Origin of the sequence: Candidatus Neomicrothrix sp. (assembly GCF_035329545.1) — a bacterium.
GTDB lineage: Bacteria > Actinomycetota > Acidimicrobiia > Acidimicrobiales > Microtrichaceae > Microthrix > Microthrix subdominans.
The window spans coordinates 198,434-223,763 of sequence record NZ_DAOLGP010000001.1 but is presented as its reverse complement, the minus strand read 5'-3'; the positions used below and the strand labels follow the sequence as shown (position 1 = coordinate 223,763).

The 25,330-nt window shown below is 69.3% G+C and carries 22 protein-coding genes; 9 read left to right on the top strand and 13 right to left on the bottom strand.

Going from position 1 to position 25,330, the window contains the following annotated elements; genetic code table 11:
* Positions 1 to 91 precede the first annotated feature (91 nt).
* From PKD89_RS01000 to PKD89_RS00975, 6 genes are read right to left on the bottom strand one after another with little or no spacing between them, the layout of a single operon-like run.
* Positions 92 to 1,456, bottom strand: coding sequence for an acyltransferase family protein (locus PKD89_RS01000; RefSeq protein WP_289010717.1), 1,365 nt, complete (start codon positions 1,454 to 1,456; stop codon positions 92 to 94).
* Positions 1,453 to 2,586: a hypothetical protein gene (locus tag PKD89_RS00995; protein WP_287377683.1), complete on the bottom strand. Its 1,134-nt coding sequence runs from the start codon at positions 2,584 to 2,586 to the stop codon at positions 1,453 to 1,455. The genes PKD89_RS01000 and PKD89_RS00995 overlap by 4 nt, the downstream gene beginning before the upstream one ends.
* Positions 2,586 to 3,899: a glycosyltransferase family 4 protein gene (locus PKD89_RS00990; RefSeq protein WP_289010718.1), complete on the bottom strand. Its 1,314-nt coding sequence runs from the start codon at positions 3,897 to 3,899 to the stop codon at positions 2,586 to 2,588. The genes PKD89_RS00995 and PKD89_RS00990 overlap by 1 nt, the downstream gene beginning before the upstream one ends.
* Before the next feature lie 4 nt (positions 3,900 to 3,903).
* Positions 3,904 to 4,746 carry a glycosyltransferase gene (locus PKD89_RS00985; RefSeq protein WP_287389513.1) on the bottom strand — a complete coding sequence of 281 codons (843 nt, stop codon included), beginning with the start codon at positions 4,744 to 4,746 and terminating at the stop codon, positions 3,904 to 3,906.
* Positions 4,743 to 6,215, bottom strand: a complete 1,473-nt coding sequence (locus tag PKD89_RS00980) for a vWA domain-containing protein (RefSeq protein WP_287377690.1) — start codon at positions 6,213 to 6,215, stop codon at positions 4,743 to 4,745. The genes PKD89_RS00985 and PKD89_RS00980 overlap by 4 nt, the downstream gene beginning before the upstream one ends.
* A 2-nt stretch (positions 6,216 to 6,217) precedes the next feature.
* Positions 6,218 to 7,168: an AAA family ATPase gene (locus tag PKD89_RS00975; protein ID WP_289010719.1), complete on the bottom strand. Its 951-nt coding sequence runs from the start codon at positions 7,166 to 7,168 to the stop codon at positions 6,218 to 6,220.
* Between the two features lie 154 nt (positions 7,169 to 7,322).
* Here PKD89_RS00975 and PKD89_RS00970 point away from each other — a divergent pair, with 154 nt between their 5' ends.
* The 3 genes from PKD89_RS00970 (at position 7,323) to PKD89_RS00960 (ending at position 9,794) form a co-directional block, all read left to right on the top strand.
* Positions 7,323 to 7,865, top strand: a complete 543-nt coding sequence (locus PKD89_RS00970; protein WP_287377695.1) for a DoxX family protein — start codon at positions 7,323 to 7,325, stop codon at positions 7,863 to 7,865.
* 65 nt (positions 7,866 to 7,930) lie between these two features.
* Complete coding sequence (locus tag PKD89_RS00965; RefSeq protein WP_287377697.1) at positions 7,931 to 9,376, top strand: AAA family ATPase; 1,446 nt, start codon at positions 7,931 to 7,933, stop codon at positions 9,374 to 9,376.
* A gap of 49 nt (positions 9,377 to 9,425) precedes the next feature.
* Complete coding sequence (locus PKD89_RS00960; RefSeq protein WP_287377701.1) at positions 9,426 to 9,794, top strand: DUF488 domain-containing protein; 369 nt, start codon at positions 9,426 to 9,428, stop codon at positions 9,792 to 9,794.
* On the opposite strand, the gene PKD89_RS00955 is transcribed toward PKD89_RS00960, so the two are convergent.
* Positions 9,734 to 11,092, bottom strand: a complete 1,359-nt coding sequence (locus PKD89_RS00955; protein WP_289010720.1) for a hypothetical protein — start codon at positions 11,090 to 11,092, stop codon at positions 9,734 to 9,736. The genes PKD89_RS00960 and PKD89_RS00955 overlap by 61 nt on opposite strands.
* A 206-nt stretch (positions 11,093 to 11,298) precedes the next feature.
* On the opposite strand from PKD89_RS00955, the gene PKD89_RS00950 reads away from it, so the two are divergent.
* From PKD89_RS00950 to PKD89_RS00930, 5 genes are read left to right on the top strand one after another with little or no spacing between them, the layout of a single operon-like run.
* Entirely contained in the window at positions 11,299 to 12,276 is a 978-nt protein-coding gene (locus tag PKD89_RS00950; RefSeq protein ID WP_289010721.1) for a hypothetical protein, read from the top strand.
* A 58-nt stretch (positions 12,277 to 12,334) separates the two neighbouring features.
* The gene (locus PKD89_RS00945) at positions 12,335 to 14,194 is read left to right on the top strand and encodes a substrate-binding and VWA domain-containing protein (RefSeq protein ID WP_287377709.1); all 1,860 of its coding nucleotides are present in this window, start codon (positions 12,335 to 12,337) and stop codon (positions 14,192 to 14,194) included.
* 40 nt (positions 14,195 to 14,234) lie between these two features.
* A complete protein-coding gene (locus PKD89_RS00940; RefSeq protein WP_287377711.1) occupies positions 14,235 to 15,068 on the top strand; it encodes a hypothetical protein in 834 nt (277 codons plus the stop codon).
* Positions 15,065 to 17,323 carry a murein biosynthesis integral membrane protein MurJ gene (gene murJ, locus PKD89_RS00935; protein WP_289010722.1) on the top strand — a complete coding sequence of 753 codons (2,259 nt, stop codon included), beginning with the start codon at positions 15,065 to 15,067 and terminating at the stop codon, positions 17,321 to 17,323. The genes PKD89_RS00940 and murJ overlap by 4 nt, the downstream gene beginning before the upstream one ends.
* Positions 17,324 to 17,374: 51 nt before the next feature.
* Complete coding sequence (locus tag PKD89_RS00930; protein ID WP_289010723.1) at positions 17,375 to 18,214, top strand: PspA/IM30 family protein; 840 nt, start codon at positions 17,375 to 17,377, stop codon at positions 18,212 to 18,214.
* A gap of 32 nt (positions 18,215 to 18,246) precedes the next feature.
* On the opposite strand, the gene proB is transcribed toward PKD89_RS00930, so the two are convergent.
* Positions 18,247 to 19,350 carry a glutamate 5-kinase gene (gene proB / locus PKD89_RS00925; RefSeq protein ID WP_289010724.1) on the bottom strand — a complete coding sequence of 368 codons (1,104 nt, stop codon included), beginning with the start codon at positions 19,348 to 19,350 and terminating at the stop codon, positions 18,247 to 18,249.
* 24 nt (positions 19,351 to 19,374) lie between these two features.
* Complete coding sequence (gene obgE / locus PKD89_RS00920) at positions 19,375 to 20,646, bottom strand: GTPase ObgE (RefSeq protein WP_289010725.1); 1,272 nt, start codon at positions 20,644 to 20,646, stop codon at positions 19,375 to 19,377.
* A 121-nt stretch (positions 20,647 to 20,767) separates the two neighbouring features.
* On the opposite strand from obgE, the gene PKD89_RS00915 reads away from it, so the two are divergent.
* Positions 20,768 to 22,045, top strand: a complete 1,278-nt coding sequence (locus PKD89_RS00915; RefSeq protein ID WP_289010726.1) for an HD domain-containing protein — start codon at positions 20,768 to 20,770, stop codon at positions 22,043 to 22,045.
* Positions 22,046 to 22,071: 26 nt separating this feature from the next.
* Here the strand turns inward: PKD89_RS00915 and PKD89_RS00910 are convergent, their stop codons facing one another.
* From PKD89_RS00910 to ahcY, 4 genes are all read right to left on the bottom strand, one after another.
* Entirely contained in the window at positions 22,072 to 22,479 is a 408-nt protein-coding gene (locus PKD89_RS00910) for a PIN domain-containing protein (RefSeq protein WP_289010727.1), read from the bottom strand.
* 3 nt (positions 22,480 to 22,482) lie between these two features.
* The gene (locus PKD89_RS00905; protein WP_287377720.1) at positions 22,483 to 22,719 is read right to left on the bottom strand and encodes an AbrB/MazE/SpoVT family DNA-binding domain-containing protein; all 237 of its coding nucleotides are present in this window, start codon (positions 22,717 to 22,719) and stop codon (positions 22,483 to 22,485) included.
* An 86-nt stretch (positions 22,720 to 22,805) separates the two neighbouring features.
* Positions 22,806 to 23,735: an SDR family NAD(P)-dependent oxidoreductase gene (locus PKD89_RS00900; RefSeq protein WP_289010728.1), complete on the bottom strand. Its 930-nt coding sequence runs from the start codon at positions 23,733 to 23,735 to the stop codon at positions 22,806 to 22,808.
* Positions 23,736 to 23,879: 144 nt separating this feature from the next.
* Positions 23,880 to 25,328 carry an adenosylhomocysteinase gene (ahcY, locus tag PKD89_RS00895; protein ID WP_287377723.1) on the bottom strand — a complete coding sequence of 483 codons (1,449 nt, stop codon included), beginning with the start codon at positions 25,326 to 25,328 and terminating at the stop codon, positions 23,880 to 23,882.
* Between the last annotated feature and the right edge of the window lie 2 nt (positions 25,329 to 25,330).

Below are 25,330 nucleotides of genomic sequence, written 5' to 3'. Positions count from 1 at the left end.
GGGTGGTCGCGATGCGGGGTCGCCCGAGCGGAAGGGGCCTGGAGCCCGAGTGAGGCCCGCTCGGCACGACCGGCTTCATCGTAGCGCCGGCTCAACGCCCTTCGGTCGGGTCGGGGGCGGCCTCGGTCGGCCCGGCCAGGGGCTCAGGCGCGGCAGAGACCGGCTCGGGCTCGGGCTCGGATCGGCCGACGGCCGCTCGCCGAGCTTCGGCGCGCCGGCGCCGGCGGCTGGGGTTGAGGTCCATCGCCGGGCGCTCGACGCCCCAGTAGGTCACCGTGGCGACGACGATGCTCGCAGCGAGGACGAACACCAGCTGCCACCAACGACTGCGTGGCACCTCGCCCTCCAGGCCCATCCGGAAGAACAGCTTGACGAAACCCGGGTGCCACAGGTAGAGGCCATAGGAGATGGCGCCGAGTGAGGCGAACACCCACGAGCGCATCAGGGCACGGATGGCGCCCTTGTTTTGATCACCGAGGGTGAGCGGCAACAGCAACAATCCCGCTCCGAGGCCGTGGGCGCCGTGCCGGGCGAGGGACTGGCCCATCGTCGGAAAGTAGATGAAGTAGTAGCGCAGCTGCACCGCCACCCACACCACCCCGACAACGCTCCCCCAGCAGAACCATGGCCTGTCCGACATCCAGCGGATCCACCCCGGCGGCGGTACGCCGCGTGCCTGTGCCGCCGCCAACGCCGAGAAGAACATGCCGACAGCGAACCAGTCGAGCATCGACGGCATCCACACGAGCGACGGATGGGTCGTGTCCCGAAACGTGATGATCAGCACCTTGACCACCAGCGAAAACACCACCTGAGCGCCGACCATGACGTAGACGCCGATCATGCGGTCGCGCACCGAGGTGCCGAAGGCCTGCGCCACCCGCCGGTACAGCAGCGCCAACAAGGGCAGGACGAGATAGAACGCCATCTCGACGCCCAGCGTCCACGCAGCGAAGATCGCCCAGAACTCCCCGCCGGGCACGTAGATCTGGCCAAAGCCGAACAACGCAACCCAGCCGATGGCGTTGGTCGGCAGGTCGACGTCGGGAAAAACGGTGATGTAGAAGAACAGTGCCACCCAATACAGGGGCACCAACCGCAGCAGGCGGCCGATCGCGTAATTCCTGAGGTTTGGAAATGGGGTGTCGTCGAGCGTCGCCTCGATGAAGGGGCGGAACAACAAGAACCCCGACAGAGCGAAGAAGGTGCCGACCGACATGTGGCCGATGTGCTGGACGAACTGATCGCTGGCGCCCAGGCTGGTGTGAAAGACCCCCAGCGTGTGGGTGCAGATCACCAGAAAGGCCGAGACGAACCTCAGCCCGTTGAGGCCCGGGTAGTACGTCCGGCTGATCACCGGCCGGCCGGTGATCCCAGCCGCCGACGAGTCAGTCGTGCCCGCCCCGCCCGCCCCGCCCGCACCTTGGGCAGGCGGCCGCTCGACGGTGGAGGTCATCGGCCGGTATCGCCGGCGGCGGCCGGCGTTGTGCTCGGTGATGCAGCGGCGGTGGTGGGCGTCGCACCCGGCGAGGCACCACCACCCCCATCACCGGTCGCAGCGCCACCATCGGCCGGACCGGGAATGCTCGGCTGGGGCGTCGCCCCGCCCGGAGCGGCGGGCGCCCCGCCGGTCGGAGCGGCGGGCAAGGTGGTCACCGCACCGGCGGGCGGGTCGGGGTCGACCGCTTCGGGCTGCAACTGGCGAACCGTCGGCTCGGCGAACAGGGCAAAGTCGTCGAACTGTGCACCCCGGGCGGCACGGTCGACGCCGACCAACCCGGCGGACTGGTCGGCCTCGGCAAAGGTGTCGTCGCGCACCCTGGTCGAGATCGAACCGTCCACCCACACGCTGAAGCCGCCGTCTTCGAAGCGCACGGTCACCAGGGTCGCCCCGAAGGCGTTCATCGAGTTCTTCTGGGTTCGTCCCACCTCCTCCGGCTCGCCGTTGACCACCCGGAGGATGCGCAACGATTGCTCGCTCTCCTGCGGGTCGGCGACGACCGCCCAGTAGTCGTCGACCGAGGCGATGCGAAAGGCCAGCCCGGCGTTCACCTGGGGTCTGGTCAGGCGGGCCTGGACCGCCGAGATCGGTACCGCCCAGCCCAGCGCCGCCATGGCGGGAGCGTCTGCGTCGACGTCGATGATCGCCGCCTGGCCGGCGTTGATCCCCCAGATGCCGCCGTAGATCGACCAGCGATCGGCCTCGTAGAACGGGTTGATCGACTCCTTGGAGTCGGCGATGCTGCCAAGTTCGTCGCTGGCGATGCCACGATCGAAGCTGTCCATGCGCACGGTGGTCTCCATGCCGTCGATCACCTCGGGCGGTACGACGTAGGCGTTGATCAGCACCGCGGCGGCGCCGAGCACCAACGCCACAGCGACGACGATCAGAAACTGGCGGTTGAGGAACGGCAGCCGGTCGGACGCGAACAGTTCCCGGGTGCGTTCGCCGAGTGACCGCTCATCGACCGGGTCGACCCCGCCGGCCTCCGGGGAACCACCGACGCCGGTTTCGTCGGCCTCACCATCACCGTCCTCGTCATCGCCCGCTCGGTCGCCCGCATTGATCTGCTCACCGATGCTCATCAGTCCAACGAGGTCCTTTGCTGCGAGGTGCGGAGCGTCTGGTGACCCCCGCTGCGGCGTCGCCCCGCCCCGGGGCCGGGCGCACCGCCAGCGATGCTACGCCGACCGACCGCGTCGGACAGAACGGCCTCGTAGCCGTCGATCGTGCGCTCCCAGGTGAACGTGGCGGCGCGACGACGTGCGGCGGCGCTCAGCCGGCGGCGTTCCAGCGGATCGGCGGCCAGCGAGGCCAGCGCGGCCCGCAGGGCGACCGGATCGCGGCGCGGCACCACGCGTCCGGTGTCGCCCACCACGTCGCCCAGGCCGGGCAGGTCGGTGCTGACCGGCACCAGACCCGCCGACATGCCTTCGAGCAGCACCATGCCGAATGCCTCGAGCTCGTTGACCGACGGCAACACGATCACATCGTGGCTGCGATAGGCGGCCAGAAGTTCGTCGTGGGGCACCCGGCCGGTGAACACGGCGTTGGTCAACCCGAGCCGGGCCGCCCGGTCTCGATAGGTCGCCTCCTCCAGACCGCCGCCCACCAGGGTCGCCTCGACCCCGTCGAGTCCGTCGAGCGCATCGAGCAACACCGGTATGCCCTTGTACGAGCGCATCTGCCCGACGAAGAGCACCCGGAGCGGCCGATGGTGGCCGACATCGCTCCGACGAACGTCGGCATGGTCCGGGTGATCGTCGCCATCCCCCACGGCGTCATCGTCGATGGGGTCGACGGCATCGACCCCCCAGGGGATGACGTGGGCACCGGGCACCCCTGCGTGGGCCATGATGTCGGCGTAGGTCGGGGACGTCACCACGACCGCGTCGGCCACCCGGGCCAGGCTCTCCTGGGCGGTGTTGACGGCGACCTGCGCCTGGCCGAGCACCGCTCGACCCCGCCCCGCCGCCTCGACCATCACCTGGAAATGATGGGTGTAGACCACCGCCGGCCGACGTCGTGCCAGGGCGATGCGAGCGAGAAACAGCTCGGAACAGAACGGCGACGGCCCATGCAGGCCGACGACGTCGTAGCCGTCGACGAAACGCGCCAGGCGGGCGAAGCGGCGCGCGATGAAGTGCACCCGGTATTCGCCGAAGGTGAGGCCGCGATCGGCCAGGGCCGACACGGCATCCACCCGATGGCCCCGCTCCTCCAGCCCCCTCCGCAGCCGGTCGACCGATCGGGCGACCCCGGAGGTCACCGGGGGCAGTTGCGAGGCGAGGAGCAGGATCGACAGGGGTCGATCAGCCTGCACCGGCTGGTCCTGGGCCGGCGCGTCCCGGGCCGGCTGTCGTTGAGCTGACTGGTCGTGCTCAGCGCGCTCGGTCACGGGGTCAGGGTTCGTTCCGATCGAGGAACTCGAGGCCCTCGACGCGGGGCGTGGGCGGTTGGGGTCCCCAACCCACGCGGGTGCTCCACCACAGCCCGACCAGGTGCTTGATCATGTTCCAGCCCTCGACCAGGGTGCTCTTGGTCTGGCCGTCCTGGCGGGTCTCAAATCGGTAGGGCACGTCGACGAGCACCTCCCACTTCCCCCGCACGAGGATCTCGACCAGCATCTTGTACCCCTCGGGCGCCAAGGCGGCACCGTCGAGCACCTCGGGACGGATGGCGAACAGGCCACCGCCCGGATCCGACGATCGACGGGTCTCCCGGAACATCGCCTGCACCAGCCAGCGCGACCCGACCGACGCCCAGTGACGCCAGCGGTATTCGAGGCCTTCGGCGGAGCCGCCGGCCGCATAGCGGCTGCCGACGGTCACCTGGGCCGGCCCATCGAGCAACGGCGCCACCATCGGCTCGGCCACCTCGGGCGGGTGCTGGAGGTCCCCGTCCATGACGATCACCGCCCGGCCGGCCGCCCGGGCCATGCCCAGCGTGAGCGCCCCGGCCAGCCCACCGTCGCGCCGTCCGGCGGGCCGATGGATCATGCGCACCGGTTCGCCCGCCGCCGAGGCCGCCCGGACCAGGTCGGGCGTGTCGTCGTCGGAGTCGTCGACGAACAACACCTCGTAGCTACGCCCGGTCTCGCTGAAATGCGCCGACAGCCGGGACAGGAGCCGATTGATGTTGTCCCCCTCGTTACGCGTCGGCACGAGCACGGTCACCGCAACATCCCGGAGCCGATTCTCCCCGGCCAAGCTGTTCGTCTGCGCCTCGGCAGCTTCGCCGCTCACGCGAGGTGGTCGACGAATGTTTCGAGCTGGCGCAGGTTTCGACACTCGAAAGCGCCGTCGCAGTACACCGCATAGTCCGACACGATCGAGTCGCCGGTATCCCAGTAGCTCTTGGGCTCGGGGTTCAGCCAGTACAGGTGTCGGGCCCGGTGGGCAATCTCCTTGACGACCCAGCTCTGGCTGGCGTGATAGTTGTTGCGGGCGTCGCCCAGGATGATCACGGTGCTCTTGGGGCTGATCTCCCGGCCCGCACGCTCCCAGAACGCCTCGAAGGCGTGCCCGTAGTCGCTGTGCCCATCCACCCAGACCACGTCGGCCTCGGTGTTGACCCGGTGGATGGCCTCCATGATGTCGTCGGTGCCCTCGAACAGGTGGGTCACCTCGTCGATGCCGTCGATGAACACAAACGAACGGACGCGGCTGAACTGGCCAGACAGGGCATAGACCAGGTGCAGGGTGAAGCGGGCGAAGGCCGCCACCGACCCGGAGATGTCGGCGATCACGAAGATCTCCGGCTTGTGGGGGCGCGGCGGGCGGAACTGCGGGTCGGCGGGTACGCCGCCGGTGCTGAGCGAGTGGCGGACCGTCGAGCGGAAGTCCAGGGGGCCTCGCCGGCCGCGACGCCGCTTGCGGGCCAGGCGCACGGCCAACTTGCGGGTCAACGGGTGGATCGCCTGGCGCAGCAGCTTCAGCTCGTCGCGGCTGGCATGCATGAAGTCGATGTCCTCGGGCAGTGGCTTGCGCAGCGTGCGCGACATCGCCTCGACGCCCCGGTCGGCCACCAGTCCCCGGCGGATCTCCGCCTCGATCTCGCCCTTCAGCGCGTTGATGCGATGCTCGTACTCGTCGGCCTCCAGCCGCGCATCGAGGCTGTTCTGATCCTCGGGGGCGGCCTCCCTGGCCGCCTCGAGCAGCTTGGACAGCACACCGTCGAGGTCGAGCTGGCGCAGCGTGCGATACAGGTAATAGGTGCCGCCGACCGGTCGGCCGGGCTCCATGCCGGCGTAACGTCGCACCGCCTGGCGGGCGACCGCCCGCATCTGGGCTTCGTTGCCCTGCAACAGCGACTGGTACAGCGCCTGGGCCAGCTCCTCGGGGGTCATCGCCTCGCCCCCGGCCCCCCCTGCGCCCTGCTCACCCTCGCCGGAGGGCATCTCCATCTGGTCCTCGAGCTCGGCCAGCGCAGCCGCAGCGTCCTCATCGAGGACGTGGGCGGAGCTGCGGTGGCTGAAGTACACCTCGAAGACGGTCTCGAACACCCGCCAGTGGCTGTGCGTCTTCACCAGCGTGGCCGCCAGGGCGTACTTGAACGCGTCGCGGTCCTCGAGCGGGATGTGCCCAACCGCCTCCATCGCGTCGAGATTTTCGGTGAGGCTCACCGGCAACCCCGCTTCCCGCAGGGAACCGATGAAGCCACCGAGCAGGTCGAGGAACGGCTCGCCGGTGACGGCGAGGGATTCAGTGGGCACGATTAGCCCAGCATCGACTTGGCGGCGGTTTGGCCACCGTCCTTGGCGAATTCGCGGGTGGCCTTGGCGATGTCGGAGTGGTACTTCAACAAGATGTTGGCCGTATCGGTGGCCACCTTCTCGTCGACCTTCTCGACACCGAGCAGCATCAGCGTGCGGGCCCAGTCGAGCGTCTCGGACACCGATGGCGCCTTCTTCAGCTCCAGCTGGCGGATCGAACGAACGATGCGTGCCACCTGGTCGGCCAGCGCCTCGGTGATGCCCGGCACCTTGGTCAACACGATCTCGCGCTCGCGCTCAAGATCGGGGTAGTCGACGTACAGGTACAGACAGCGGCGCTTCAGCGCCTCGGACAGCTCGCGGGTGGCGTTGGATGTGAGGAACACCAGCGGGATCTGGCGGGCGGTGATCGTGCCCAGCTCGGGGATCGACACCTGGTAGTCCGACAGCAACTCCAACAGCAGCGCCTCGGTCTCCACCTCGACCCGGTCCACCTCGTCGATCAGCAGGACCACCGGGTCCTCGGCGCGGATCGCCTCGAGCAGCGGGCGGGTGAGCAGGAAGTCCTCCGAGAAGATGTCCTCCTCCAGCTCACCCCACCCCGACGCCTCGTTGTTGCCTTCGATGCCCGCCGCCTGGATGCGCAGCAGCTGCTTCTTGTAGTTCCATTCGTACAGCGCCTTGGCCTCGTCCAGGCCCTCGTAGCACTGCAGGCGGATCAACCGACTGTTGGTGATTTTGGCCACCGCCTTGGCCAGCTCGGTCTTGCCGGTGCCGGCGGGCCCTTCGACCAGGACGGGCTTGCCCAGGCGGTCGGCCAGATAGAGGATGCCGGCGATCCCGTCGTCGGCGAGGTACTCGACCTCGCCCAGGCGGGCTCGCACCTCGTCGACCGCATCGAAGCGGGGCTCGGTCTTGGGCAGTCCGTCGTTGCGCGCGCTTACCGTCGTCATCGCCGCTCAGACTACCGATCGGCGGGCGAGTCGCCCCCAATCCTTTGATCCTCGGGTTTTGGGGACCCACTCGTCCGGCGAGCCGCCCGTCGGGTGACCGGTTGTCTGCCGACTCGGTCGTTTGGCGACCTGCGGTCGTGGGAACATCGGAACCATGTTGTTGCGACGTATTGCCCGACCCCTGATCGCCGGCGTGTTCATCAGCGAGGGCCTCGCCATCGCCCGCGACCCCGAATCGAAGGTGGAAGCGGCCGCACCGGTGCTGGCCGCAGTCAAGGACATCACAGGCCTCACCGCCGACGACGTCGCCCTGGTCAAGGCCAACGGCGCCATCATGTTCGGCGCCGGAGCCCTGTTCGCCCTGAACAGGTTCCCCCGCCTGTCGGCCATCGCCTTGGCCGGCACCTTGGTACCGACCACGCTGGCCGGTCACCGGTTCTGGGACGAGGAGTCCAACAGCGAGGCCCGCACCCGGCACCGCATCCAGTTCACGAAGAACGCCTCGATCCTGGGCGGGTTGATGCTGGCCGCCGCCGACACAGAGGGCCGGCCCGGCCTCGGGTGGCGGGCCCGCCGGGCGGCCAAGGACACCGAGCGGATGGTCAACACCGCCCAGCGCGAGGCCAAGCTGGCCAGCTCGCTGGCCCAGGCCAAGATCGAGGCCGCAACCGCACCGGTGGCCGCTGCGTTGAAGTGATGACTCCTCGGCGCATGGTCCCCCGAGGAACGGCCGACTGAACTGGTCGTGGCACACTGGTGCTCATGAGCCGGACTCAGGGCACGGCCCTGCTGGGTGCAGCGGTCGATCGGTTCTGCGCCGGGGTGACCGCCTCGCTGCTGCACGTCACCGAAGCCGGCGACACGGGCGTCGACGTCTCCGACAGCGATCTCGCCGGGGATGTGGCCGTCGAGGCCTACCGAATCGCTTGCGCCTTCATCGACAGCGACGGACGCCACTCCGATGACGAGCTGTTGCCCCTGATCGCCACCTTCGGCGGCCGCTTCGACACCCAGCTCTCGGGCGCCACCCCCGGCCAGGTCCGAGATGCCGCGTTGCTGCGCGGCGCTGCTCGATGGCTGGATCGGCCGAGCGACCTGTTTGAGATCCTGCTCGGCGCCGACCGCGCCGAGGGTTCCGACCACGCGCTCGGCTACTACCGGCACGCCATGGGGATCGCCCACACGATCGTCGCCCTCGACGTGATCAGCACCGAGGGGGAACTGGCCGCGATCGAGCGATACCGGGACACGTTGCTCGCCCGAATCGGACCTGCGCGGTCGTCGGGATCGGCCCCCGTCGGCGGCGACGACCACTCCGACCCGGCCCGGGGTCAGGCGGACCCGGTCGAGCCGGACGGCGCTGCCGAGCCACTCCCCCCGCCGCGCCCGCTCGAGGAGCTGATGGCCGAGCTCGACGACCTGATCGGGCTCGCCGAGGTCAAGGCCGAGGTGCGACGCATCACCGACCTGATCCGGGTCGGCGAGCTGCGGGCCCAGGTCGACCTGCCGGTGGCCGAGCGCTCAAACCATCTGGTGTTCACCGGCAACCCGGGCACCGGCAAGACGACGGTGGCCCGCCTGCTCGCCCAGATCTACCGCACCCTCGGCGTCGTCGAGCGCGGCCACCTGATCGAGGTCGACCGTTCGTCCCTGGTGGCCGGCTTCGTCGGCCAGACGGCACCGCTGGTCACCAAACGCTTCGACGAAGCCGACGAGGGGATGCTGTTCATCGACGAGGCCTACTCGTTGATTCGGGGTTCGGAGAGTGACTTCGGCCGGGAGGCGGTCGACACCCTGGTGAAGCTGGTCGAGGACCGGCGGGACCGGGTGGTGGTCGTCGTCGCCGGATATCCGGACGAGATGACGGCGTTCCTCGACCTCAACCCCGGCCTGCGCTCGCGCTTTCCCCGCACGGTGTTCTTCCCCGACTACTCGACCGACGACTTGGTGGCGATCTTCGAGCTGCTCGCCGACAAAAATGGCTACGAGCTGGCCGACGATGCCCGCAGCCGGCTCGCCGAGGTGCTCGACGCCGTGCCTCGCGAGCAGGGCTTCGGCAACGGCCGGCTGGCCCGCAACCTGCTCGAGGAGACGATGGCGGGCCACGCCGGCCGGGTGGTGGCGCTGACGGACCCCACCCGCGACCAGCTGGCCACCATCGTGGCCGCCGACATCCCCGACGAGCCCCCCGGCCACCGCCGGGGTTAGCTTGCTGTCGAGGGGACGAGCCTTTGACCGAGACGACGGGGGAAGCGCGATGAGCGACCGGGTCTGGATTCGCAGGGCCTACGACGAGCCCACGAACAACGACGGCTACCGGGTGCTCGTCGACCGTGTGTGGCCCCGGGGGGTGTCCAAGGAGGACGCCCAACTCGACGAATGGTGCAAGCAGATCGCGCCGTCCACCGAGCTGCGCAAGTGGTTCGGCCACGATCCAGAGCGCTGGGACGAATTTCGATCGCGGTACCGAGGTGAGCTCGAGGACCGGGACGACCTGGTCGACGCTCTCGTCGAACGCACGACGGACGGGCGGGTCACCCTCGTCTTCGGCGCCAAGGACACCGATCACAACCAGGCGGTCGTCCTCGCCGAGCTGATCGACGAGCGCCGCCGCTCCGCTGGGTGATCGCTGCGGTCGCCGGCATCCCCGGTCCTCGGGTGGGTAGCGGACCTTTGGTGCGCCGGGGCCACCGGCGAGGTCGGACCGATTCGGGCGACCACCGCCGCCGCCAATATCCCCAGGGCGATGGCCACGGAGCGATAGGTGAACCAATAGTGGACCTGGCTGTGGTTCCGGAGAATCTCGTACCAGAGGAGAGGGAGGGCCGCTGGGGTTGCCAAGAGCGCCCGATCCGTCCACCTCACGTCAACCCCTGGGGCGCCCGAGCCGGTGGACCGCCGCCACACCACAACCCCACAGGTCAGCACCAACGCGACCAGAACAAACCTCGAGAGCGGCATCTCCCACCAGGTCTCGACGTTCCGTTGGATCGACGCTAGCCACCGTTGTTCGACGGCGACCTGTTCGCCGTCCACCCGAAGCTGAACCTGCGACGAGATGTTGTCCCTCACCGTGCCGAAGCCCGCGACGAGGCCCGCCAGAACCCATTTGCTGAGCCACATCCAGCCGTATCCGAAGGCCCAGAACACCGTTGCAACGCCCAGCCGTGCGCTCAAGGCTCGCCCACGGTGGACGCCGACGGCCGCTAGTCCGATGAGCGCTGTACACAGAGCCCAGCCGCCAGGGGGCATGGTCAGAAAGTCGGCGAAGACAACCAGGGCTCCGGCGATCATCGAGGCGGTGGCAATTCGACTGATCGATGTGTCTCGGGCCACGACCTCGAACGCACACCAGCTCGAGCCAAGAATGGCCATCACCCCGATCGCATGGGTGAATTCGGTTCCGAGGTCGATGAAGTCCGTCGTGAGAACGAACGGAAGGAACAGCACGGCGGCGGTGACCGCTCCATGGCGACGGACCACCGATCGAGCGAGGCCCGCCATCATTGCGATGAGCGCCATCGTCGACAGCAACCGGAGGCCCGCCAGGCCGACGACGGCCAGCAGCGGGCGGCTGATCACCGCGTAGCCATGCCAGTACCGGTAGTAGTCGTACGATCGCTCGAGCCCGTCACCGGCGAGATACGTGTCGATGCGCTCGGTCGTGCTCTCGCAGTTGCCCAGCGTGGGACTTCTGATCGCCGATTCGAGCGGGTTGGTGCCGACGGGGTTGCCAAGACCCATGGTGGCCCCGATGCACTCGGTGAACTCGTCGATCTGATTGCCGTACGCAGACTGGTCGTACTGCTCAGGGCTCAATCGGCCGGAGGATTGATCCTCGACCAGTTGGTCGACGATCGGTTTGCTCGGCACCAGGTCCGCCACAACGACGAGGAGCAGACCGATGGCCGGAAGGGCGACCATAAGGATCGCGACCCTGCGGAGAAGGGTGACCCACTCGGCTCTTGATGACGCAGAGCCGTCGTCACTCGCCGGTGCTGACGCCTCTGCGGGTGCCGGAGGCTCAGCGACTTCCATGCTCGGAGTTTGTCATAGGTTGAAGCGTCTCGTGATGGCTGCCCCCTGCCGGCGGCCTCTCGGCCGATCACAGCCGGTAGCATGGTGCGCTCGTGGTCGCACGCATCCTGGCCTTGGTGGCCGCAGTGGGGTTGGTCGCCGGTGCTGTTGCGCTGCGCGGCGCCATCGAGGGCGACGATGCCTCCGCCGGCGACGATGCCCGCATCGCGATCTGGTGCGATCCCCTGCTCGCTGACGCCTGCACCAGCGCTGCGGACGGCGCCGAGGTGGAGATGATCGAGCCGGGCGACGCCTTCAAACGCTTGGCCGACCCCCAGAACGACGGTCCGGCACCGTCGCTGTGGGTGACCGCCGGCGACTGGCCGGCCGCGCTGGCGGCCGCCAACCCCAACACCGAGATCCCCACCTTCGGCGCAGCCACGCCGGCCGCCTCCAGCCCGCTGGTCGTCGCGGCCAAGGGCGCCAACCTGGCCCTGATCGACTCCGCCTGTGGCCAGAAGGTCACCTGGACCTGCCTGGCGGAGTCCGCCGGCCGACAGGCGACCGACCTGGGGGGCTCGGCGCCCTTGGGCGAGTTCCGCCTGGGTCACGTCGTGCCGCCGTCGTCCCTCGGGCTGGCCACGCTGGCCGCGCTGTTGCCGACGGTCGCCGCCGACCCCGACGCCCCCAACCGCGGCGACGTCGACTCCCAGGCCTATCGCGGCCTGCTCGACCGGGTCGACAGCGGCGAGCTCGGCATCGCCACCGGCGCGGCGGTGAGCAAGTTTCTCACCCAGCCGGGCGAGGCCTCGGTGTTCATCGGGCCCGAGGCGGCGCTGGTGACCAAGGCCGAGGCGCGCGGCTTCGAGCTGGTGACCGTCGAGCCCTCCGCAGCGCTGACCGCCCAGGTGGCGCCCCTGAAACGCGACCCCGCAGGCGACGGCGAAGCCCCGTCCGCCGATGCGGCCGCCGGGTTCGCCGGCCGGCTGGGCGACCGCCTGAGCGCCGATGGCTGGGGCGAGCCCGCCCCGGGAACCGGCACCGATCCCGGCGTGCTCGCTGCGCTGCTCGATGCCTGGAACGACCGATGATCCCCCGAGCGGGGACCGAACCCCGACGCCGCCACCCGAAGCCGAACCGGAGGCATCCGTGATCCACGCCCACCGCACCCGTACGACGGCGCCGAGGCGCCGACCCACCGCACGCGCCGGAGCCGGCCTGATTGCGCGCGCCGGAACCGGCCTGATTGCACTGTGCGTCCTCGTCGGCGCCTGCGGGTTTGGCGGCGGCGACGAGGACGCCGCCTCCGACGACGACTGCACCCGCGTGCCCGCTGCGGTCAGCTCGGAGAAGATCCAGCTGATGACCGAGCTGGGCGACGACTTCGCCCGGTCGTGGGACGGGTCGGGCTGCGTTCGCGTCGAGGCCAAGTCGGTCCCCTCCGGTCGGGCGGCGGTGGCGCTGGCCGAGGGGTGGAACGCCGACGAGCTCGGGCCCCAACCCGTGTTGTGGTCGCCGGCGGCCAGCAGCTGGGGGGCGATCCTTAACCAGCGCAGCGCCGAGGCCGACGGCGCGCTCACCGTGCCCACCGACCCGCCCAACTTCATGCTGACCCCGCTGGTCATCGCCATGCCCGAGCCGATGGCCGACGCGCTCGGCTACCCCGACAAGCCGGTCGGCTGGTCCGACCTGTTGTCGCTCGCCACCGAGGAGAACGCCTGGGAGAAGCGGGGCCACCCCGAATGGGGCCAGTTCAAGCTGGGCAAGACCAACCCCAACTTCTCCACCTCCGGCCTGTCGGCGCTCGTCGCCCAGAACTACGCCGCCGCCGGAACCGACAACAACCTGTCGGCCGAACAGCTGAAAGCAAAGAAGGTCGTCGACTTCAACAAGGGCATCGAGTCGTCGGTCGTGCATTACGGCGACATCACGATGACCTTCCTCAACAACTGGTTCCGGGCCGACCAGCGCGACACCGCCCTCACCTACGCCTCGGCGGTGGCGGTCGAGGAGAAGTCGGTGATCGACTACAACGCCGGTAACCCCGACGGCGTGCTCGAGCCCGGGGAGAAGCCGAAGAAGCCCCGCGTTCCGCTCGTGGCGATCTATCCCACCGAGGGCACGCTGTACTCGGACAACCCGTTGTACGTCGTCGGCGGATCGGCGGGCCAGAAGCAGGTGGCCGAGAAGTTCATCGAGTTTCTTCAGGAACCGACCAACCAGAAGAAGGTACTCGGGTTCGGCTTCCGTCCCGGCAACCCCGAGGTGCCGGTCGGCAACCCGATCGTCGCCAAGAACGGGGTTGATCCCGATCAGCCGTCGACCACCCTGCCGGTGCCCGATCCCCAGGTGCTCGACGCCATCCTCGGTGCCTGGGACACCCAGCGAAAGGGCGCCAGGGTGCTGATGATGCTCGACGTGTCCGGGTCGATGAGCGAGCCGGCCCGCGCCGACGATCCGGGCGGGCCGACCAAGCTCGACCTGGCCAAGCAGGCCGCCGCCACCGCCCTGGACCAGTTCAAGGCCGACGACAAGGTGGGCCTGCGCACGTTCACCACCGACGAGGACACCGGCCAGCCGGTGTACGACGACCTGGTCGAGGTCGAGGCGTTGGGCGCCAACGCCGAGGGCCTGCGCACGGCATTGCGAGGGTTGATCCCCCGCAACGGCACCCCGCTGTTCGGTGCCGCCGCTTTGGCGGTCGACGAGATCGAGGCCGGCTACGACCCCGAGCGGATCAACGCGGTGATCCTGTTGACCGACGGCATCAACGAGGACGGCGTGCCCGACGACGACGATGCCCAGTTTGCGCAGCTGACCGATAAACTCCGCTCCAGCACCGAGGGCGAGGCGTCGACGCCCGTTCGGGTCTTCACCATCGCCTACGGTGAGGACGCCTCGACCGGTCAACTTTCGGCCATCGCCGAGGCATCCAACGCGGCGGCGTACGACTCGAGCGATCCCGATGCGATCGATCAGGTCTTCACCGCTGTGGTGTCCAACTTCTAACCCGCTGGACCCTCGACCGACGGAGCTTCGCCAAGCCGCCATGAGTTTTCGTGACCGCTTCTATACCCCGCAGGTGGCCAGGGCGATGACGAGCCCCAGCGGCATCGTCGCCGGCGGCGCGGGCGCTGCGATCGGCGTGCTCGTCGGGCTGGGCCCGGTCGGAGCGGTCATCGGCGCAATCGTCGCCTGGGTGGCGCGCGTCGGCGTCGCAGTGCCCCGTCGGCAGCGGGCGACGAGCAGCCGGATCGACCCGTTCTCCCTGGGCGACCGTTGGAACCGGCTGGTGCGCGACGCCCAGCAGGCCCAGAAAAGCTTCGACCAGGCGCTGCGCGGCACCCCGCCGGGACCGCTGCGCGACCGCCTCGACGAGATCCGCACCCACCTCGTGGAAGGTGTGGTCGAGGTGTGGGAGATCGCCAAGGCCGGCAACGCCGTCGAGTCGGGCCGTTCCCAGATCAACCGTCCCGCCGTCGAGGCGGAGCTGAACGAAACCCGAGCGCTGCGCGCCGCCGACGACGCCCCCAGCCTGGCGGCGACCGAAGAGGCGCTGCTGATGCAGTTGGCGACCGCCGACCGCATGGACGCCACGGTTCGCAACTCCGAGAGCCGCCTCCGCCTGCTGAACGCCCGCCTCGACGAGGCGGTCACCCGGGCGATCGAGTTGTCGGTCAGCCAGGCCGATTCCACCTCGACCGGCGCCCTGCGGGCCGATGTGGCCGGCATCGTCGACGAGATGGAGGCGCTGCGTCAGGCGATGGCCGAGGTGCGGGCGTCGGATGCGACCGTGCCCAAGGAGATCCCCGACCTCGGCGTCGGCGACACGACTCCGCCCAGCGACGCAGCCGGCGAAACACCCTCGGGGAGCGTCGGATGACCACCGGAACCGTTCCCGACAGCGACACGGTTCCGGACGACGATGCCGGGCCCACAGAGGGGGACCCGGCGCCCCGACGCAACCGCACCTGGGTGAGCGACGAGGGCTCACCGGTCGGCCGCCGCTTCCTCGTGCCCCCTCCCCGCGTCGAGGGGGTCGATTGGGTGCCCTCGGGTCGGGTGCGTTTCGCCGGCCGGGAACGGGCCGACCGGCGCCAGAGCGCCACGCCGTCGTCGAGGGCCGGTGCCACCTCGGCGACCTCGTCGTCGATCCGGGCGCCACAGCCCGAGATCGTCGGCCCGATCGGGGTCGGCGATGAGCCCGGGGCCGAGGGTGCCTCGATGAACGACGTCATCCTCAGCGACGATGACGCAGCCGACGACCAGGACATCGAACGGGACGAGGGCTTCACCCCCCTCGGCGGGGTGCCGGTCGAGGAGGACCCGGAGATGGTCGCCGCCGGCGAGCGCGACCTGGTGCGAGCGGCCGCCAACCCGGCGCTCGGCACGGTGCTGTCGAGGGCGACCGGGGTGCTGCGCTGGGGCGCGATGGCCTATGCGCTGGGCCGCACCGGCCTGGCCGACGCCTACGGCATCGCCAACAACACGCCCAACATCATCTACGAGCTGGTCGTCGGCGGCGTGCTGTCGTCCACCCTGGTGCCGCTGTTCGTCAACACCCGGCGTCAAACCAAGCGCGGCGAGACCGACGACGGTGCCTCGGCGATCCTCACCGTGTCGTCGATCGCCCTGGTCATCTTGTCGATCGCCGGCGTGCTCGCCGCCCCGTGGATCGCCAAGGCCTACACCCTCGGACTGGAACCCGCCGCCCGGGCCGACCAGCTCGAGCTGTCGATCCCGCTGATGCGGCTGTTCCTTCCCCAGATCTTCCTCTATGGCATCGTCAGCCTGGCCACAGCCGTGCTGCACTCCCAGCACAAGCTGTCGATCCCCGCCTACACGCCGATCGCCAACAACCTCGTCGTCACCGTCATGTTCGTCGCCGCCCGCCCGCTCATGGAGCGCGTCGACGCCGGCACCACATCGTCCCAGGTGCTGTTGCTGGTGCTGGGGATCGGCACGACGTTGGGCGTGATCGCCCAGGCGCTCCCGCTGATCCCACCGATGCGCGACGGCGTCGTCCGGCTCCGCTGGAACTTCTCGCCCACCCACCCGGTGGTCAAACGCCTGATCCGCCTGTCGGGGTGGACGATGGGCTACGTCATCGCCAACCAGGTGTCCCTGTACGTGGTGACCAACCTGGCCAACTCCGGCCCGGAGGGAACGGTCGCCACCTACCAGTACGCGTTCGCCTTCTTCCAGCTGCCCCACGGGTTGATCGCGGTCAGCCTGATGACCGCAGTGTTGCCACGGCTGGCCACCGCGTTCGTCGACAGCGACCTCGACGCCTTCCGGGCCAACTTCCGCGAGGGCATGAACGTGCTGTTTACCGTCGTGCTCGCCGCGTCTGCCGGGTACGTCGTCGTCGCCAAACCTGTGGTTCAGGTGGTGTTCGAACGCGGGGCGTTCAGCGCATCGGGCACGGCCGAAACCGCCCGAACCCTCATCGCCTTCGCCGTCGGCCTGCCGGCGTTCTCCGCCTACCTGTATGCCATCCGTGCCTTCCACGCCCGCCAGGACACCCGCACCCCGTTCTGGATCAACGTGCTCGAGAACACCCTCAACATCGTGCTGGCCGTCGTGCTCACCACCCGAACCGCATCCGGGTTGGCCGTCGCTTTCAGCGGCGCCTACCTGATCGCAGCGGTCATCGCCGTGCTCGTGCTGAACCATCACGTCGGCGGCCTGATCGACCGCAACCTGTTCACGATGATGGGCAAGGCGGCCGTCGCTGCGGGCGCGACCGTGCTCGGCGCCCTCATCCCCAGCCTCCCGCCTCTGTCGTCGCTCGACTGGCCCCCGGCACAGCTGCTTCTGCGGGTGGCGTTCGGGGGGATCGCCTTCTTCGTGGCCTTGTCATTCCTGCGCATCGAGGGCCTCGATCGCTACGTGACGGTGCTGCGGCGCAAGCTGACACCGCTGCTGCCCGGTGGGGTCGAACGCCGGTTGGCCACGCTCGGCCGGGGCCCTGCGTCGCCGTCGACGCAGGTCACCCCGGACCCCGATGCCGACACCGGCTCGGCATCCGACACCGGTCCGGCCCCCGGCACGAGCCCGGACCCCGGCTCCGGCTCCGACTCCGGCTCCGGCTCCGGCTCCGGCGCGGAATCGACGACCGACGCGTCGAAGCACTAGCCGGCACCCCTGCGCTTCGACGCCGCGCCGTCAGGCTCTATGCTCGGCGACGTGTTCAAGTCGATTAAGCGCTTCTGGAAGTACCTGACCGCCAAGCTCAACATGAGCTTCGATGAGAAGGCGGACCCCAAGGTCCAGCTGGAACAGGCGATCGCCGAGTCCCAACAGCAGCACAAGCTGCTCGTCGAGCAGGCGGCCTCGGTCGTCGCCAACCAGAAGCAGACCGAGATGCGCCTCGATGCCCGCATGACCGATCTGGAGAAGCTGTCGGCCAACGCCCGCCAAGCGGTGCTGATGGCCGACGAGGCCACCCGCGCCGGCAATGCCGACAAGGCCACCGAGATGACCTCGGCGGCCGAGGCGTTCGCCAACCAGCTGATCGCCCTCGAATCGGAGATCGAGGAGCTCAAGGCCATGCACCTGCAGTCGACCGCAGCGGCCGATCAGGCCAAGACCGCTGTGGCCCAGAACAGCGCCCAGCTGCAGAAGAAGCTGGCCGAGAAGCAGCGCCTGCTGAGCCAACTCGACCAGTCGAAGATGCAGGAACGCATGAACGACGCCATGACCAACCTGTCGGCCACGGTCGGCGACGATGTGCCCACGCTCGACCAGGTGCGGGAGAAGATCGAGGGGCGCTACGCCAAGGCCCAGGGCATGTCGGAGCTGCAGGGCCAGTCGGTCGAATCCAAGATGCTCGAGGTGGAACAGGCCACGCGCAACGTCGAGGCCCAGGCCCGGCTCTCGCAGATCCGCAGCCAGCTCGGCCTCGACACCGGCGCAGCCGATACCGCCGCCACCGAGGGCGGCGACGCTGCGACCGACGATGCCGCCTCCACCGCTCCTTCCCGGCCCGACGAGGCCCCCGGCACCGCCCAGACCCCCGCCGGGTAGCTCAACCGGCCGAACAGCCGCTCGCAGAGCCCTCAGCCTTCGGGGAGCACGACCAGGTCATCTCGATGGATCGCCACCGGCGACACGTCGGCCGGCAGTTCGGCGCTGCGGCGGCCGACGACCGAGTCGAGGACCTCAGCAGGGATACGGCTGATGCCCTTGGCAAATGGCACGCCACTGCGATCGACCACCTCGACCGCGTCGTCGGCGTCGAAGTCACCGCTGGTCGAGACCACCCCTGCCGGCAGCAGCGACGAACCGCCGGACAGCAGTGCTGCGCGTGCCCCGTCGTCCACCATGACGGTGCCGACGGCCCCGACGGCGAATGCGATCCACACCTTGCGCGCCGGCAGCCTGCCCCTGCGGGCCCGCACGGTGGTGCCCACACCGGCGACGCCGGCGACGGCGTCGGCCAGCACCCCCGGCCGCTCGGCGGCTGCGATCACGGTGCGCACACCCGACCAGGTGGCCATCTTGGCGGCGGCCAGCTTGGAGGTCATCCCCCCGGTGCCGCGGTTCGAGCCCGAGCCGCCCGCCAACGCCTCCATCTCCCGGTCGACCTGGGCGATGTCCTCGATCAGCGACGCCGACGAGTCCAACCGGGGGTCGGCGGTTAACAGCCCGGCCTGGTCGGTCAACAGCACGAGAACGTCGGCGGCCAGGGCCTGCGCGAGCAGCGCGGCGATCCGATCGTTGTCGCCGAAGCGCAGCTCGTCGTCGGCCAGGGCATCGTTCTCGTTGACGATGGGCAGTACACCCATCGTCAGCATCGCCTGCAGCGTCGCCCGGGCGTGCAGGTACTTGTCCCGGGCGCCAAAGTCGGCCGGGACGACCAGCAACTGGCCGACGACCGTGTCGTGGGCGTGGGCAAAGATCGAGGCGTAGCGCTCCATCAGGCGCACCTGACCCACCGACGCCACAGCCTGCAGGGCGCGGGGATCTCGGGGACGGGCCGCGCCACTCAGGCCAAGGGCCGGCAGCCCCGCAGCGACGGCACCGGAACTGACCAGCACCACCTCGTGGCCGGCACCCCGCACGGTGGCCACCTCGGCGGCCACCGCCTCGATCGCTTCGCTTCGCAGCTCACCGGCCTCGTCGGTCACCGACGAGGTGCCGATCTTGGCGATCACCCTCATGGCCGCACCCTCACGACAGCACCCTCACGCCAGGTCGTCCTCGCCGTATTCAAAGGACATGGTGCCGATGTGCACCAGGTCGCCCTCCTTGGCGCCCGCCCGGCCCAGCGCCCGGTTCACCCCCAGCTTCTTCAGGCGCCGCTGGGCCTCGGCCAGCGCCCCCGGGTTGGTCAGGTCCGACAGGGCGATCGCCCGTCGGGCCTCCCGGCCGATGACGCGCAGCGATCCGTCGAGCTCCCGCTCCACCCGGATGCCCTCGGGTTCGGGCCGGTGGACCACGTATGCGCTCGGATCCTCGCTGGTCTCCCGGGCCTCTTCGACCGCCCGCCGCATGGCCCCGATCAGCTCCCTCGTGCCCTCGCCGGTCACCCCCGACACCGGCAACCAGCCGTCGACGGCGGCCTCCGCTGCAGCGTCGGGTGCCAGGTCGGCCCGGGCGGCCACCCGGATCTTGGCCCGCTCCAGCAACTCGGGTCGATAATCCAACAGCTCGCCGAGCAGCACGCGCTCCTGTTCGTCGCGGTCGGCCTCGTACATGCGGGCCTCCGGCGGGGCGATGTCGGCCAGGATCACCAGCACCCGCGCCCGTTCGATGTGACGGAGGAAGGCGTGGCCCAGGCCCCGACCGATCGCTGCGCCTTCGATCAGGCCGGGAATGTCGGCGACGACCATTTCGAAGCCATCGTCGGTGCGCACAACGCCCAGGTTGGGGACCAACGTGGTGAACGGGTAGTTGGCGATCTCCGGCTTGGCCGCCGAGATCGCAGCGATCAGCGTGCTCTTCCCGACGTTGGGGAACCCGACCAGCGCCACGTCGGCCATCAGCTTCAGCTCGAGGACCAGGAACTGCTCCTCGGTGTGTTCCCCCTGCTCGGCAAAGTCGGGCGCCCGACGCTGGTTGGAGAGAAACCGTGCATTGCCGTGCCCGCCCCGCCCCCCCTCTCCGGCCAGCCAGCGATCGCCGTGGGCGACGAGGTCGGCGAGCACTTCGCCGTCCCGCGAGCGCACGATCGTGCCCTCGGGCACCGGAACGAACAGGTCTTCCCCGCCGGGGCCGTGTTTGCCCTTGCCCCCGCCGTGGCGGCCGCTGGTCGCCTTCCGGTGCGGATGGTCGCGAAAGGCGAGCAGCGAGGCGACGTTGCGGTTGGCGACAAACCACACGTCACCGCCCCGCCCGCCGTCGCCACCGTCGGGCCCGCCCCTGGGGGTATGGGCCTCTCGCCGAAACGAGACCGCGCCGGCACCACCCTCGCCCGCCTTGACGAACACACCGGTCTCATCGACAAAATCGCTCACCGCACCAGCGTAGGAGCCGACCCGCTCCCGGCCCGCAACGGTCGAGCCCGGCGACGAAAGGTGGACACGACGACGGAGGCGGCGGGTTGGATGTCACCGCGGCTCCCTAGGATCATCCTCCATGAGCACCTCTTCCACGACGGACTCCCAGCCGTCGATCGCCGACGGCGAACGCACCCGTCGCTGGGCGGCCACGATGGGTGGGCACCGCGTCGCCGCCGATCCCGCCGACACACCAGGCCACCCCGCCGACGGCCTCGAAACGGACGCCGAGCAGGTGCGGTCCGCTCACGCGGGCGGCACGCTGCGCATCGCAGCGTCCGACGGCAACCCCTCCCCCACGAAGCGAGCCGACCGCGTCGCCCGCGAACGGGCCGAGCACGCCTGGATGACCGACGGCGCCACCAGGGCGCACGGCGCCGGCGACCGGCTCCGCCCCGAGGAACCCGACGCCGAGCGGACCTGTTTCGAACGCGACCGTGACCGCATCCTGCACTCCTCCGCCTTTCGTCGCCTGGCCGGCAAGACGCAGGTGTTCATCTTCCCCGACGACCACCAGCGCACCCGACTGACCCACGCCCTCGAGGTGGCCCAGGTGGCGGTGGCGATCGCCGGGGCTCTGCGGCTCAACGTGGCGCTCACCGAGGCGATCGCGCTCGGCCACGACTGTGGGCACGGCCCCGGGGGGCACGCCTCCGAGGATGCGCTCAGCCCGTATGTCAGCGAGGGCTACGACCACGCCGTCTGGGGCGCAAACGAGGTGCTTCTACCTCTCAACCTGTGCGCCCAGACGCTCGACGGGGTCCGCAACCACAGTTGGTCACGACCGCGGCCGGCCACGCCCGAGGGCCTCGTCGTCAGCTGGGCCGATCGCATTGCCTATACCGCCCACGACTTCGAGGATGCGGTCTCGGCCGGCATCGTCGACCGCTCGGCCCTACCCCAACAGGTCGCGGCCTACGGCAGCGGGGTCCGCTCCGGACAGCTGCGGGCCTTCATCGCCGACGTCATCGAGGTGGGGCGCAGCTGCGGGGTGATCGCGATGACCGGCCAGGCCGCCGATGCCCTCGCTGCCTTCCGGCGCTTCAACTACGACAACATCTACCTGCGACCGGCTTCGGTGGCGGCGGGCGACTCGGTGGTGAGCATCCTGTCCGCACTGGTCGAGTACTACGCCGACCGTCCGGGAATGCTGCCCGTCGATCTCTTCGGCAACGATGCCGCAGAGCGGGGCCAATCCGGCGCACGGCCCGCGGCCGGCTCGACCGAGGCGACGAGGGCGGCCGTGCGCTGGGTGGGGGGCATGACCGACCGCTACGCCTGTGGTCAGGCCCTTGCCAGGCTCGGCTGGGACCCGGCCAAGCTGCCCACCGGGATCGACACCCTTGGGCTTCGCTAAGCGTGACCGGTGGCGCAACCCCTACCTCACCGGATCATCTCAACCTCAACACCGAGCGTCGCGTACGTCGCTGCAGCGCGGTTGTCTCGGCTGATTAGGCCGAGCCCATTGTCGAGGGCGGCCAGCGCAACCAAGCCGTCGTAGACGGCGCCTCCAGCTATGCCCAACTTCGCCAACGTCGTGTGCATCGTTGCTGCAGACTCTGGAGCCAGGAGCGCCGGTGCTCCAAAGGTCGCTGCAATCACGGTGGCAGCGTCGTGCGCCGCCAGCCGTGCGTCCCCCGGGAGCCGGGTCAGCACGCTGTAGGTCTCAGCCAAGGAGTGCCCGGTGAGCACAAGCGACCTGCCGACAAGGGCCCCTCGAACCTGCCGGTGGGACGTGTGAGCCTGCATGATCAGGGGGACGGCGACGCTCGTATCCACGGCGACTTCCACTCATCATCTCCGTCCCGCATCGATCAGGCCAAGCACCGTGTCATCATCGATGACGGTGTCCGACCCGGCGACCAACTGTCCGTCCACCGTCTGCAACCGAGCCGTCCTGCCTTGGGGAACGAGCTGAAGGCCAGGACCGTACAGGCTGATGTCGACCGTCGAGCCAGCCTCGAGCCCGAGCGCTTCTCGCAGTGGCTTCGGCACGACGAGGCGTCCAACAGCGTCAATGGTTGCTTCCATTCCCATGACGCTACCAGTCAGTTCCCAATTTCACATGCCACATTTCGGGCCGGGGCGGGCCGTGTTGATCACGACGAGGCCACCGGTCAGTCGGTCGGCGTGTCCTCAGGACCCACCGCGTCGTCGGTGAGATCAACGCCGGGGATCTGCAGTTGTGGGTTCATGCCGGCGAAGGCGCCGCGAGCCCGCTCGGCGGCCATGGCGATCCAGTCGTCACCGGTGAACACCCAAAATCGACGTTGCAGCACGGCCGACCACACGAGGTCGGCCACGTCGGTCGGTTCCATGCCCGACTCGATCAGCTGGCTGACCACGTCACCCATTCCGCTCGCCGCCGCGTCCCCCTCGCCTGCCTCGGCGAACGATGTCGGCCCGCCGTGCCGCGCCGGCCGGTTTCGGCCGGCCTCGTGGATGCGGGTGCGCACCCAACCGGGGCAGAGCACCGAGGCGCCAACCTCCGGGTGGGTAAACGACAGCTCGTGGTACAGCGCCTCGGACAGGGCCACCACGCCGTGCTTGGACACCGAATAGGGAGACATGAACGGCGGCGAGGTCAGCCCCGCCATCGACGCGGTGTTGACGATGTGGCCGCCGCCCGATCCGACGATCAGCGGTACGAACGTCCGTACTCCGTAGACGACGCCCCACAGGTTGACCTCCATCACCCATTGCCAGTCGGCCAACGGCACCTCCCAGGAGAGTCCACCCGCCGACACCCCGGCGTTGTTGCACACCAGATGCACGCCACCGAATGCGTCCATCGTGGCCTCCCCGAGCGCCGCAACGTCGTCGGCCGACGCAACATCGACCGCGATCGGTATCGCACGGGCGCCGCCGACCAGCACGCCATCCTCGGTGAGGTGGGTGGCCACGTCGGCGGCCGCGACCGCGTCGACGTCGGCGACGACCACCGACATGGCCGCCTCGGCGAAGCGTCGGCACAGCGCCGCCCCGATGCCCGACCCGCCGCCGGTGACCACGGCCACCTTCCCCGCCCAATCACTTGCGTCGGTCATGAGTTCCCCCTCGGCCGGACTGTACCGAACCGACGGTGACCGATGGCGAGAAGGCGGCGATTCGAGTCGCACCAAAACGGACGTGACCCGAGAGGATCAACTCTCGGGCCACGCTCGAAACCAGAATCGCCGAAGGCGAGGGGTTTAGTACTTGTAGTGGTCGGGCTTGTAGGGCCCGTCCTTGGGGATCTCCAGGTACTTGGACTGGTCGTCGGTCAGCGTCGTCAGGCGCACGCCGAGGGCGTCCAGGTGGTAGCGGGCGACGTCCTCGTCGAGCTGCTTGGGCAGACGGTGCACGCCCAGCGGGTAGTTCTCAATCGACTGGTGCAGCTCCATCTGGGCCAGCACCTGGTTGGAGAACGAGCAGCTCATCACGAAGCTGGGGTGGCCGGTGGCATTACCCAGGTTGAGCAGGCGCCCCTCGGACAACATGATGATCGAGTGCCCGTCGGGCCAGGTGAACTCGTCGACCTGCGGCTTGACGGTCACCCGCTGAATGTCGGAGCTGCGCAGCAGCCCGGACATGTCGATCTCGTTGTCGAAGTGGCCGATGTTGCCGACGATCGCCTGGTGCTTCATGGCGGCCATGTGATCGAGGGTGATCACGTTCTTGTTGCCGGTGGAGGAGATGAAGATGTCGGCGGTGCCGATCACGTCCTCGAGGCGGGCGACCTGGAAGCCCTCCATGGCGGCCTGCAGCGCGCAGATCGGGTCGATCTCGGTGATGATCACCCGGGCGCCCTGGCCCTTGAACGACTGGGCGCAGCCCTTGCCGACGTCGCCGTACCCGGCGACGACTGCGGTCTTGCCGCCGAGCATCACGTCGACGGCGCGGTTGATGCCGTCGATCAGGCTGTGACGGCAGCCGTACAGGTTGTCGAACTTGGACTTGGTGACCGAGTCGTTGACGTTGATCGCCGGGAACAGCAGCTCGCCGGACTCGAACATCTGGTACAGCCGGTGCACCCCGGTGGTGGTCTCCTCGGTGACGCCGTTGATGCCGGCACCGATCTTGGTCCAGCGGTTGGTGTCCTCGGCCAGCGACGCCTTGAGCGAGGCCAGGATGACCTTCCACTCGTCGGGGTCGTCCTCGTCGGCCTCGGGCACCTCACCCGCGGCCTCGTACTTGGTGCCGTTGTGCACGTACAGGGTGGCGTCGCCGCCGTCGTCGAGGATCATGTTGGGGCCACCGGTCTCGGTGCCGGGCCAACGCAGCGCCTGCTCGGTGCACCACCAGTACTCCTCGAGCGTCTCGCCCTTCCATGCGAACACCGGCACACCGTCGGGGGCGTCGGGGGTGCCGTTGGGGCCGACGGCGATCGCGGCGGCGGCGTGGTCCTGGGTGGAGAAGATGTTGCAGCTGGCCCAGCGCACCTCGGCGCCCAGGGCGGTCAGCGTCTCGATCAGCACTGCGGTCTGGATCGTCATGTGCAACGAGCCGGTGATCTGCGCGCCCTTCAGCGGCGCCTCGTCGGTGAACAGGGCGCGGATGGCCATCAGGCCGGGCATCTCGTGTTCGGCCAGCTCGATCTCCTTGCGGCCAAATCCGGCCAGCGAGAGATCGGCAACCTTGTAGTCGTCGGGGGTCAGCATGT